Origin of the sequence: Enterococcus sp. 3G1_DIV0629 (genome assembly GCF_002141285.1) — a bacterium.
GTDB lineage: Bacteria > Bacillota > Bacilli > Lactobacillales > Enterococcaceae > Enterococcus_B > Enterococcus_B lactis.
Window position 1 is genome coordinate 1,546,722 of record NZ_NGLI01000001.1, and the last position, 13,078, is coordinate 1,559,799.

The window sequence follows — 13,078 nt, forward strand, 5'->3', positions numbered from 1 at the left end:
ATTTCTTTCCTCCAGCTTAGCGATAAATTTTCTCTTGTGAAAAGTCGATTTCTGCTAATGAACTGATATTTTCATCTTCATCTAGTCCTTGTGAGGACATCTTATCAAATAAGATTTTGATTGTTTGAAGTAAAATCTTCAAATCTAATAGTAAGGAATACTTTTTGATATACAACAAATCAAAACGTAGTTTACTATTATAATCTGATACATATTTTCCGTATACTTGTGCATATCCGGTAATCCCTGCACGTACATTGTGTCTTAAATAATAATAAGGATTTTCTTCATTGAACTGATCAACGAAAAATGGTCTTTCTGGACGTGGTCCGACGATCGACATATCGCCTTTCAATACATTAAAGATTTGAGGTAATTCGTCAAAACGTACGGCACGGATAAATTTGCCTACTGGTGTCACACGGGCATCATTGCTCTTTGCCAAGACTGGTCCTGATTTTGCTTCAGCTGTTGCACTCATGGAACGAAATTTATAGATTGAAAATTCCTTTTGATTTTTCGTAATACGTACTTGTTTATAAATAATTGGTCCAGGAGAAGTTGTTTTTACCAAAATCGCTGTGATTAGCATAAAGGGTGAAGCGAGGATCAGTAAAATAAGCGAAACGATGATATCAAAGAGACGTTTGAATAATTCATATTCCGGCTGAATTTTGAAACCGGAAGCTTCAATGATACTTTCATCTTCGAAATTCATGATGTTCGGATTGATCATCGTTAAATTTTCAAAAGTTGTATTTAAAAATAGCTTCTTCTCTTTTTTAGTCACTAATTGATAAATATTGATTTTTTCATCTTCTGGGATTTTTGAAGCCAAGTAGACAATATCGATGTCATCAATCAATTTTTTTGTGTTTTCGTAATAATTGTCGATGACTACTGCTTCAACCTTATGTTTGTTGTTTTTCTTAGATTGAAAGTTTTGGATCGCTGGTGCGACAGCTTTCTCCAAACCTACGATAAGTACTTTCTTATCACGACTGACTCTTAAGTATAGTTTGTAAACGACTATCCGATAAACGCTAAGTAATATCGTGCCAAGTATAAACGAGAGCACGATGACGCCACGCGGAAATGCAAACCAACGTCCAGCAAAAGTAACCACCATGATCCCCAATGCTATCAGCACCTGTCCAATAACAGTAATGAAGACGATATCACTGATCATTCGGTTATAGAATACATAAGCTCCTAACAAAATATTCAACGCAATAAAGATAATGGAAATAAAAACTGCTGAATGCTGAAAGGTCTCTAAGTTTCTTGCTGGGACTTCTCCTTGGAACTTCAGCAAAAAGCTAAGATAGATCGACACATTCAATACAAGTACATCCATGATGATAATGAATATCCTGCGTGCCGCATTCCACTCCCCATTTTTATTCATATATACACTCCTAACCATAAAATAATGCCTCTATCATCTTACCATAGCAAAGTTTAAAAACCTAGTGAATAACCAAATTGTAAAGGAAATTAAAAGAAACTAGAAAAGGCAACTATTGTAGGCTTATATGTGTATTTCTGCCTAACAGAGAGTTGTACAAAAACCGTATCCCACGCTTCCTACTGAATGGGTGTTCTTCCTATCATCTCTTCGGTCACAAGTTACAATATTCATATAATTAAATTAAAAGAACTGTATTTTCATCAATAAAAATGAAAATACAGTTCTTTGATCAATCAGGTCTCAACGAAAAATCGCCGATTCCTTCTTTAGTTAGATTATCGTTATAAAATGGGTCATGAGCAATATAAGAAGGCCACTTATCTTGCATTTTTTTGATTTCCCCAGCAAAACGTCTTTGTTTTTCTGGTGTATCTTCATAACCTCTTGATTTAGATTCGAAATGGTACAATTCTGCTTGATGTGCATAGACATTGTAACGACCCAGTTCATAAACTTTCAAGCACAAATCAACATCGTTGAATGCTACTTCTAATGTTTCATCAAATCCATTGACAGCATTGAAGTCAGCTGCCTTGACCATCATACAAGCTGCAGTGACTGCTAAGTAATTGACGTCAATGACCAATCGGCCGAAATAACCACAATGTGTTCGATCATAGTTATTCAATGCATGCCCTGCAACACCACCGATTCCTAATAATACTCCTGCATGCTGCGTTGTATCATCTGGATAAAACAGTTTTGCTCCTACACAGCCGATTCGATCAAACTGTGCATAAGAAACCATCGCCGTCATCCAATCTGGCTCAATCACTTCTGTATCGTTATTCAAGAATAAAAAGTATTTGCCGTTTGCTTTTTCTGCTGCTAAATTGTTGATTCGAGAATAATTGAATGGAATGTCAATCAATTCTACGATAAAGCGATCTTTCAGCTGATGCTTGTATTCTGCAAATAATTCTTGCATTTTTGGATCTGTACTTCCATTATCCGCAATAATGATTTCATAATTTGAATAAGACGTTTTTTCGATGATCGAATCCACACAAGTTTTTAGATCTTCATAGCCATTCTTCGTTGGAATGATCACACTGACCAAATCCTCTTGCAAGACGTCATAAGTAATCTCATAAAATCCAGAAATTCTGCCAGGACGTACGCTTCCTTTGATGTTCCTTCTAAACAGGGCATCTGTCAATGCTTTCACTCCGGAATCATAGATATAACTTTTGGCTTCACCATTACTTGCAGTTGACCCTGGGATCGTCCGCCAATGATACAAGACTCGGTCAATGTGGTAAATATGATCTGCAGGGATTTGTTCTGTCACACGAAGGACCAAATCATAATCTTGAGAACCTTCATAGCCTTTACGGAAACCGCCAAGTTCTTTAACAATGCTTGTTCGATATACGCCTAAGTGAGAGATATAATTATTTCCCATCAATGTATCAGGAGACCAGTCTGCTTTGAAGTGCGGATCAAAGCGATTGCCATCTGCATCGATTTTATCTTCGTCACTGTAGATCAAATCCAGTTCTGGATGTACGTTTAGCACTTTTGCCACTTCATATAATGCAAATGGCGGTAATTCATCATCATTATCTAAGAGTGCTATAAACTCTCCTTCTGCCATTTCCAATGCAGAATTAGTTGCCAGACTGATGTGTCCATTTTCTTGTCGGAAAACGACTTTGATTCTATCATCTTTTGCTTGATAGGATTCCAGACACTTTCGGATAGCTGGATCAGTAGAAGCATCATCACTGATACATAGTTCCCAATGATCATACGTTTGATCCAGTACCGAATCAATGCATTTTTCGAGCCATTTGATTTCAACGTTATAGACAGGCATAAGTATGGAAATCAATGGACGGTACGCAAATCCTTGTGCTTCTTTCCTTTGCTCTTTCAGATCTGGTTTCTCATGACGACTGATCCATTCTGCATAGTCGATCGATCCTGGCTTCAATTCCAATTTGACTCGGCGGATCGCTTTTTTTACGCCATGAGTCCTTGCATAATTTATCCCTTTTTTCAGTAATCTTTTTTTTCTTTCCCATGAAGATTCAATGCCGTCATCATAAGGGTATTTACCGTTTAATTTCACAGCTATGCCATTTTGATGTCTCGCTGTTTGGAAGTCTAAGATTGCTTTTCCTCTCATTTTCCCTGATAAACGTACCTTAAAACCGCTTTGGGTCTTAACATCAAGATTATATAAATGATTGATATCCAATCTTACGACATGTGTCGCTTCAGCAATCACATTTTCTTTTTCTACCTTTATCGTAGGGATTTCTTTGGTCACTTCATCAATTGCCCAGCCCACAATAAGCAAATCGCCAGTGGCCCGTTCACGAGTGATTTGATCGATAAATACGGCAATTTCTTTTTTTTGCACGATTCGTTTACTCCTTATCTTTATAAGTTAATCATTATTTACATTTCAATGATCCATGATTGGCCATTTTGAGCTACTGCTTCCACTAAGAATGAACGTTCTTGCTCGCAAAGGATTCGTAATTCAAATCCCGCTTCTGTTCCTTTTGCGAGCTGTTCTGCTTGATTGACTTCTTCTCGTGAAACAGGAATTGCTTCGAAAAATGGCGATTGGTCAGCTGATAACTTATAGGACAATGGCTGGCGATCCGAATTAGCGATTCCCCATCCGATGATTTTTAATATTTTTGTTTCTGCATCCCAGATTTTCTCGTCAATACATATAGAAAGCTCTTTTTCTTGGATTTTTTTCGATGTTTCTTTCTTACGTCGTCCTAGTCTATGTTTGATTGTCCATTCATCACTTTCCAACAATGTGCAATAGCGATTTGTGGTTGTTTTTAACGTATGGTTTAGTCTTGTATTTTCCTCAAGAAGATGATGATTTTCTCTTTCTAATTCATCATTTTTCTCAGAAAGCTGCTTTGTGACTTCAGCCATGGGACGAATCGTTTCCAACAATTCTTTCATTGTTGGTGTCAATTCCCCGATAAAGCGATAGTGACAATGGATCGTCACTTCTTTTCCAGAAATATCCGTTAGAACGAACTCTGGTAATTCTTTCCCATCAAACAAATAACAATCATTTACTGTTTTGACTACAGCATTTGAATCAATAAATGTGAGTTTTTCTCCAGCAGCTTCTGCGCTGAATTCGATAAAGCTAGGTTGTTGCGCGAAGCGAAATACCATTCTTTCTGTTGCTTCTGTTATGGGGAAACTTAGTGTCTCATTTTCCCCTGTGAAATTATTGAATGGTATTTGTTGGATTGTTTCATCTTGTTTCGTTTGCTGGGTTACTTCTAACACTTTTACATAATTAGAATTTTGTGGCTGTGCAATGGAACTTTGTGCTACTGGATGTTTCATCAATGAGAAAAAGTATTGGTAGACTTCACCAAATGGTCGCATTTTGAAATCATAGCGTACAGCTTCCGGCAATTCTTCATAAGTTGATTTTAATTCTGTATCACCTACAGCTAAGTACAAATAATCTTCAATATTAATGAATAATCCCGCTTTTTCAAAAACTTTTTGGAAGCCATCATGAGTATAAAAAGAATTATGGGTTTCATCTAAGAGACCATAAGAAGCCCACGGCAATTGGTTATTGAACAAATCGATCATGACAGAATTATGCGCCAAGTTAGGGAATGTAATCAGGATTTCTCCTTCTTCATTCAAAAATTCTCTGACTTTCTTCAATGTTTTTCCAGGATCTACCAAATGTTCTAAAACATCCGCAAACAAGACGTAATCAAATGTCTGTCCAGCATAATAGTTTGCCCACTCAAAACTTTCGATATCACCATAAAATCCATCTTGAGCAAATTCGCTGACAAAATCGAACAATTCCTTATCTAACTCAACAATGCTCACTTCACATTGTTTTGCTCCGATTAAATGTTTCGTTAATCGGCCGTTTCCGGGACCAAACTCTAAAACTTTACTTCCTGGTTTGATCTGTGCGGCAATTTTCCCCACACTGCTTTGTTCATCTAGGTCCATTTCAAAATCATATTTCATTGCTATGAGTCCCTTCTTCCCATTTATGGTCTAAGACCACGATGCCTTCTCCGATATAAGAACCGCTGACAAACAAGTTCATGTACTTTGTCTTATATACCAAAGGAACCGTTGCATTTTCTTCAAAGACCGCAACGTCAAAATAATATTCACCAGCTAACAAACCTAACTTTTCATACTCCAGATAAAAGATATTCTCTCCTTTTTTCCAAGGAATCTTGATACCATCTAGTAGAGTATTAAGTCCGCACACATAAAAATTGTCGACTGTTCGTAGCGCAATTCCTAAAACCGGATTTTTGATTGTATCATCTTTTACTTCATAAGTTACTTTAACGTATAGTTTTTCTCCTTGTTCCAGCATATCCACCGGATTTTTGTCTTTATCCAACAATTCCGCTTTCGTCACGTCGACGATATCTGGAGCGGCGAACCGTTCTACTTGGTTTTTATTCCGATCCACTGTTTTAACTGATTTTTTCTTTAAAAAGTTTTCATAATTCGTCGTTACTTCCATCGTATCGCCATATTCGACGACTTCTCCATTTTTCAACCAATAGGAACGATCACAAAAACGGCGAATCGAACTGATATCATGAGAAACGAATAAAATCGTCTTTCCCGAGTTCTTGATTTCTGTAAATTTTTCCATACATTTTAGTTGAAATTCAAGGTCTCCTACTGCCAATGCTTCATCTACAATCAAAATATCAGGATTCACATTGATTGCTACAGCAAAAGCTAGACGAACGAACATCCCACTTGAATAAGTTTTTACAGGTTGATAAATATGGTCGCCGATGTCAGCAAATTCAATGATATCATCGACCATTTCATCGACTTCTTCTCTTGAGAAGCCTAGTACCATTCCATTTAAATAGATATTTTCATAGCCAGAATACTCAGGATTGAATCCTGAACCTAGTTCTAGCAAAGCAGAGATTTTCCCTTCGATTTCCATCGTACCGGATGTTGGTGTCAGTACTCCTGTAATGATTTTCAACATCGTAGATTTTCCGGATCCGTTTTCTCCAACGAAACCGATCATCTCACCTTTTTTTATTTCTACATTCACGTTTTTCAACGCATAAAACACATCATGATAGGATTTCTTAAAAGGATTAAGTGCTTCACGAAATCGATCCGACGGTTTTGCGTACATATTATAAGATTTTGTGATATCTTTTAGTCTAATTGCATATTCTGTCATAGCTATTCTCCTTACAGCACATCTGAAAAATGTGGTTTCAATCTACGGAACACTGCAGAGCCGATTACGAACATTACTAATGTGAACACCCAGAAATACAAAGTATATGTTCCATGCTCCCAGAACCAAGCTTCACTTAAAAACGACTCACGATAGCCTTGAACAACATAGTACAGCGGATTTAATTTCAATATGCTTACAAGACCTGAGTCAAACTGGTTCGGGCTCCATAATATCGGCAATGTCCACATGATCAACTGCAGGACAATCGTAATCAATTGCATGATGTCTGGTAAAAATGGTTGGATGGATGCTGTCAGCCAAGTCAATCCTGTCAAGAAAGCACACATACAAAATAGATAGTAAATCAGCTGTAAAGACATGGCTGAAGGATATATACCATTTATAAGCGCAACAGCTATGCCAATCAGAATGAAGAATAAATGGGTGTACAGATTGGATAGGATTTTCGTCGTGGGCAAGATACGAATATTGAATACGACTTTCTTTACTAAATAAGTATATTCCCGAAAAACAACCGTAGTTGATGCAAAGGCATCAGAGAAGAAGAACCAAGGAATCATCCCTGTAACTAAATATACGATAAATGGGTATTTTGCATCGATCATTTGTGCTTTCAATCCAACGCCAAATACTAACCAATAAATCAATACAGTAAATAACGGATTGATAAACGCCCATAAGATCCCTAAAAACGATCCTGCATATCTTGATTTGAAGTCATTGATCGAAAACTGTAGCAGTAATTTTCTGTTCTGATAAATGTCCTTCATAAATAAATACAAATCTTTAAACATTTGTGTTCCTCCAAGCGATTTCAGTGAATTACAGTCAAGTGCCATTTTACCATATTTTTGGTACCGAGCTGCGTTCTTATTTATTTCTTAATTTTCTATGATACAAGATTTTCTCTAACGTTTCTATTTTACAGAAGATGCTAGACAATTGCAATAAACCAAAAAAGGCTGCGACGGTTGTCACAGCCTCTCTCGTATTTTGCGCCTATCAATGATAGCGTTGGATCCTAGAAGAATGAGCGCTATCTGGTTGTTCCTCATAACTTGGATCCCCAGCATTCATGTCGTCATATGGCTCTTCTATGTCATAGTATTCTTCCACAACTTTCGTTTCATCATAGCGATGAACGGACATAGCCAACAGGATATAAATAATCGGAACCCATGGGTATGAAGTCAATGTATCCTCCATAAATGACTGCATCATCACCGCAAAAAAGGCCCAGATAAAAGTCATCTGCCCGTTGGATAAATCTGCTTTCAACGTTAAGCGACCAATAAAAAGGATAAGCAGTAAAGCAGCAACTCCAAACCCTATTAACCCATAGATATTCAAAATAGAATTATAACTATTGTGGTTTCCTAAAAATTGGTTTCCTCGTTGGAAGATGAATGTTTTCATCCCTAGTAAAACTTGCTCAGATTTTTCTCCTAGCGTCTGATAGAATTTATGCCAAATATCTTCTCGACCGGTAAACAAATTGACTTTTTCGGAAACAGCGGCTAGATAAGAAATCGGTAAAGCCAAAAGAATCGTAACCGTATAGGCAATAAACGGTGCACGAATGACACGCATCAATGATTTAGGTAAAAGATCCAATATTGCAAAAACAATCAATGCAACTAATGCGCCTCTTGATTGGCAGACCCAAATACCTAAAAAGGCAGCAACGACTGCTATCCCACCGATGATTCGAACATACCATCGTTCAAAAGAACTGGCAAATCCGCTGATCAATAAAGCAAGAGTCATCAAAGAACTTCCGATTGTATTCGTATTGATCCAAATATCAGAAAGCGAATTGCCTGGCGTCCAGATGCTTTGTCCTTCTGGTACTTGGATCTCTGTAAATACACGATATAACGTGATTCCGAGGAAGACCGTAAAGACAAGCAGATAAATCCCGCGATCCCATTTTGTCCACTCAATCCATTTAATTACTAAACAAAATAAAATAATCAAAGGAAACAGTAAATCTCCAAATAAAGACTCATTTCTTAATTCCCGAAAGTAAGAAAAGAAAATGAAAAGTGCAAGCGCAACACCTAGATAAAGAAAATCGACGCCTTTTGCTTTATAAACATTTAAAATGAGCAAAATAGCCACACTAAAAGTGATAAGTAGCGAACTGTTGTTATATATAAATAAAGTGGCTGGGAAGCTTAATCCTGCTGTCCAAACAAAAAAGACCAGCGTCAGCAGCAAAAGCAAGAAACCAGCACTCATTTTGTTGACAAATTTTTGTACGATTGCTTGAATTATCTCCACTCTCCTTTCTAATAATACTTCAGGGTTAATCTCAGCTAGCCCATTACTGTAAGACTAGCTGATTTTCCTGAGTTTGTGTTTGTGGTACATCTGGATAATCCGGATATTCTACTTTAAAAATCATATAACCATCTTTATCCGGTCCATATAGTTGTGTGAATTGAGCTTCGTATAACTGATTGTAATCAGTTAACGGTCGTTTACTGATTACATAGTTGATCCCTAATTTTTCTGCGTCTTCAAAATTCAACGTGACCGAGAACATATCTGGACGATCTAAAATGAACTTTGTATCTTCCTTAGCGATAAAAGCTCTTGTGTGAGCATACCGATTATAATACTTCTCATATTCTTCTTTTGGATCGATTTTCTTCCATGCAGCCATATCTGGATAAAAGCGGACTGTATTGAAAGATTTTACACCCAAAGTTGGGGTGAAGTTATACAGTTCATCTTCAGTCAACCAGACTTTGCCAGGGTCTTGTTGATCGATTTTTCGGATTTCTTTTGCCAGTGTTTTTTCAAAAATCGCTCCAGTACCTTCTACGACTGGATTGACAAAAAAACCAGATGCGATGATCACGCCGGCAAAAGCAAGATAAAACAAGCGTCTCCAGCCAAATAATGCAAAAGCTAAAATCACTGTTCCCAACACAGCAACTGCGATGGTTTCGAAATCTGAAAAATAATTATCCATCTTCGAATGAGTAATTGCATAGAAATAAGACCATGCGTTTACTGCCAGTAAAATGAATTTATACCAAATAGGAATAACATCTTCTCTCCAAATATAAGCGATGAACCAAATTGATAATAGGCAAGCCGCAAAACTAAAAGTAAGGATGGCTCTTAAAGGAGGAACATAAGACAGCAGAGTAATTTCTGCTAGCCATTTTGGCAATCCAACGGTAATCCAAAAGATAGAAAACAGACAAAAAATCATCAAAATACGTCCCAATAACTTTTGTTCACTATCTTTTTTGCCAAATAACACAAATGGACTGGCTAGGAATACAGTTGGAAAGAAGTGATAGAACAAAGCCACTTCAGAGTTATTCGAATAGTTGATGTCTTCAAAAGGGATTTTCCAGTTTGTCAGGAAAGAAAAAAATTCGCCAATCGTCCACTTTCCACCGGTGCTGACTCGTTTTCCTGGATATAAGGTATCCAAAGAAGCTAACAATGCGTCTTTTGACGTCAGCCAGAAATGAACCATGACTCCGCCAATAAATAAAACTGCCCCTCCAATCAACACTACATCCAACAGATCCCAAGAAATTTTCTTGCTGTAGTAAATAAGCAAGCCAACAAAATAAAAAATCAGCAAGTACGCCAGCATCACTTGATGGGCTGGGTAAATCACTAAAATAAACCCAATACCGAAAATAACCACCAAAAACATCATCAACGTTCGCAGCCATTTTTTATCATGATTGTAGAAATAATGATAAAAAGCAGTCATCAGTCCCAAAGTAAAGAAAATCAAATCGCCCACATGCTGCATGAACCACCACTGGACTGCTGGAGAAAACGTCAGCGCAAATGCACCGATCAGCGATAGAGCTTTTTTTCTCTTCGTTAATATCATCAGTACTTCGAATCCAAGCAAGACCATGACGACTAATTTCATCGCCCAATAAAAGGAAAGGCCTCGATCTCTTCCGAGGAAAAAGAATCCCCAGTTGAATGGTTTTCCGATAACCGTAATATCCTTTACAGGAGAATTATACGCAATGATCATATTTTGTCCGTTCAATGAATAATCTTCGTTCACCAACGGAAAGTCCTCTTCAGCTTGTGAGAGGTAAAAAGGTGTCTGCACCAGCCATTCATCTGACCGCACTTCCCGATTCTGTCCAAAAATCACATCAGTTTTTTTCCCATCGTCTCTTTGCGACACATATTTATCCCAAACACCAAGTGAACTTCCGTTTAAATTAAAAGTAACAATGACCACGATGACTAAAACACCAATAAGGTATCGGAGTTTTAGAAACAGGTCAAGCACCAAATTCGAATCTGCCTGATTCGCTTTTGGTTTTTCTTTTCGTCGTGCACTTCTTGTTTGTTTTTCCATATCATGCTCCAAATTCTATTTGATAAAAAGGAAATTACTTATTCATTTTTTTGGCAGCTTCCAGCATTTGCGCAAGTGCTTCTTGCCAAGTTGGTATGGCAAATCCTAACGCTTCTGTCTTTTTCAGGCTCATGACTGAATACTGCGGACGCGTTGCTTTTTGTGGAAATTCTTCTGATGTAACAGGCGCTACTTCCACATCTGTATCTTTCAATATTTCTTTTGCAAATTCATACCAAGAACAGCTATTTTTGTTCGACAAATGATAAATACCGAATGGTGCTTTTTCTTCGATAACATATACCATAAATTCTGCCAAAGTACGTGTCCAAGTTGGCCGCCCGAACTGGTCATTTACTACAGTCAGTTTGTCGCGGGTTTCCGCTAGGCGTTGCATCGTGAAGACGAAATTGTGTCCATAAATCCCGAAAACCCAAGAAGTTCGAATGATATAATAGTCTTCTAAAATCTCTTCTACTGCTTTTTCACCTAATAATTTCGTACGACCATATTCATTTAGCGGATTCGTTTGGTCATCTACTTCGTACTCTACATTTTTGTTTTTTCCATCGAAGACATAGTCTGTACTGATATAGACGAATTGAGCATTCACAGCTTTTGCTGCAAGTGCTACATTTCTTGTGCCATCGACATTGATTTTCTCATCTAATTCTTTTGCTTCTTCTTCTGCTTTATCTACTGCTGTGTAAGCTGCACAATGGAAAATAACATCCGGTTTTAATTCTGTAATATAAGCCATTGTTTTCTCAGCATCTGTGATATCCAAGTCTTTTGCATCTGTTGAAACATATGGCAGATTTTTTTCATCTAATAAATGGCGCAATTCTGTACCTAATTGTCCATTTCCTCCAGTTAATAAAAACATATGGTTATCCGCTCCTTGATTTTTATTTTAAAAAAGAGACAGGCGAGCGCCTGCCTCACATGTGTTTTTCCATTAATACAGTGAAATTTCCTCTGTATTATTGTCCATTTTTGGCATATGCTGCTTCAACGGCCTCTTTTTCTTTTTTCCACCAGTCTTCATGTTCTTCGTACCATTTGATCGTGTCAGCCAACCCATCACGGAAGTTCGTAAACTCAGGCTGCCAACCTAGCTCTTCTCGCAATTTTGTCGAATCGATTGCATAACGCAAATCGTGCCCTGCACGGTCGTTTACATGGTCGTATGCGTCTTTTGGTTGACCCATCATTTCTAAGATCAATTCCATCACGGTCTTATTATCTTCTTCGCCGTCCGCACCGATCAGATAGGTTTCGCCAATTCTGCCTTTTGTCAAGATCAACCACACTGCTGAAGAATGATCATTTGTATGGATCCAGTCACGAACATTTTTCCCTTCACCATATAATTTTGGACGAATACCGCTTAAAATATTCGTTACTTGGCGAGGTATAAATTTTTCAATATGCTGGTAAGGACCATAGTTGTTTGAACAATTTGAAATAGTTGCACGTAAGCCAAAAGAACGTACCCACGCTTTTACTAACAGATCTGAACCAGCTTTTGTAGAAGAATATGGGCTTGAAGGATTATATGGTGTTTCGGCAGTGAATTTTTCTCCTTCGCCTTCTCCATGTCCCGGTAGGTCTTCACGTAATGGAAGATCTCCGTAAACCTCGTCAGTAGATACGTGATGATAGCGTACATCATACTTGCGGCAAGCTTCTAAAAGTGTATACGTACCAATGATATTCGTTTGTACAAATGGGAAAGGATCTTTTAATGAATTATCGTTATGGGATTCTGCCGCGTAATGAACAACTGCGTCCGCTTCTTTTACTAGACGATCCACTAATTCTGCATCTGCAACATCTCCTACGACCAATTCTACGCGATTGCTAGGAAGTCCAGCCAAGTTCTCTTTGTTTCCTGCATAAGTCAGTTTATCCAAAACAGTGACATGCACTTCTGGATGATTGTTTACCACGTAATGAACGAAATTAGAGCCGATGAATCCGGCACCTCCGGTAACAATGATGTTTTTCATAAGAAAAT

Annotated in this window: 9 protein-coding genes; all 9 read right to left on the reverse strand. The window is 37.7% G+C overall.

Going from position 1 to position 13,078, the window contains the following annotated elements; translation table 11 throughout:
• Positions 1 to 16: 16 nt before the first annotated feature.
• The gene (locus A5816_RS07785; RefSeq protein ID WP_086311058.1) at positions 17 to 1,408 is read right to left on the reverse strand and encodes a sugar transferase; all 1,392 of its coding nucleotides are present in this window, start codon (positions 1,406 to 1,408) and stop codon (positions 17 to 19) included.
• 292 nt (positions 1,409 to 1,700) lie between these two features.
• Complete coding sequence (locus A5816_RS07790) at positions 1,701 to 3,839, reverse strand: glycosyltransferase family 2 protein (RefSeq protein WP_038398976.1); 2,139 nt, start codon at positions 3,837 to 3,839, stop codon at positions 1,701 to 1,703.
• 38 nt (positions 3,840 to 3,877) lie between these two features.
• Positions 3,878 to 5,464, reverse strand: a complete 1,587-nt coding sequence (locus tag A5816_RS07795) for a bifunctional 2-polyprenyl-6-hydroxyphenol methylase/3-demethylubiquinol 3-O-methyltransferase UbiG (protein ID WP_086311059.1) — start codon at positions 5,462 to 5,464, stop codon at positions 3,878 to 3,880.
• Positions 5,454 to 6,674 (reverse strand): ABC transporter ATP-binding protein, encoded by a 1,221-nt coding sequence (locus A5816_RS07800; RefSeq protein WP_002289079.1) that lies wholly within the window; start codon positions 6,672 to 6,674, stop codon positions 5,454 to 5,456. Before A5816_RS07800 ends, A5816_RS07795 begins: the two co-directional genes overlap by 11 nt.
• A gap of 11 nt (positions 6,675 to 6,685) precedes the next feature.
• The gene (locus tag A5816_RS07805) at positions 6,686 to 7,492 is read right to left on the reverse strand and encodes an ABC transporter permease (RefSeq protein ID WP_002289081.1); all 807 of its coding nucleotides are present in this window, start codon (positions 7,490 to 7,492) and stop codon (positions 6,686 to 6,688) included.
• 208 nt (positions 7,493 to 7,700) lie between these two features.
• Positions 7,701 to 8,981, reverse strand: a complete 1,281-nt coding sequence (locus tag A5816_RS07810; RefSeq protein WP_002375226.1) for an EpaQ family protein — start codon at positions 8,979 to 8,981, stop codon at positions 7,701 to 7,703.
• A 43-nt stretch (positions 8,982 to 9,024) separates the two neighbouring features.
• The gene (locus tag A5816_RS07815) at positions 9,025 to 11,058 is read right to left on the reverse strand and encodes a hypothetical protein (RefSeq protein ID WP_038398977.1); all 2,034 of its coding nucleotides are present in this window, start codon (positions 11,056 to 11,058) and stop codon (positions 9,025 to 9,027) included.
• A 34-nt stretch (positions 11,059 to 11,092) separates the two neighbouring features.
• Positions 11,093 to 11,944, reverse strand: a complete 852-nt coding sequence (gene rfbD / locus A5816_RS07820) for a dTDP-4-dehydrorhamnose reductase (RefSeq protein WP_002375230.1) — start codon at positions 11,942 to 11,944, stop codon at positions 11,093 to 11,095.
• A 97-nt stretch (positions 11,945 to 12,041) separates the two neighbouring features.
• A complete protein-coding gene (rfbB, locus tag A5816_RS07825) occupies positions 12,042 to 13,070 on the reverse strand; it encodes a dTDP-glucose 4,6-dehydratase (protein ID WP_086311060.1) in 1,029 nt (342 codons plus the stop codon).
• Positions 13,071 to 13,078: the final 8 nt, after the last annotated feature.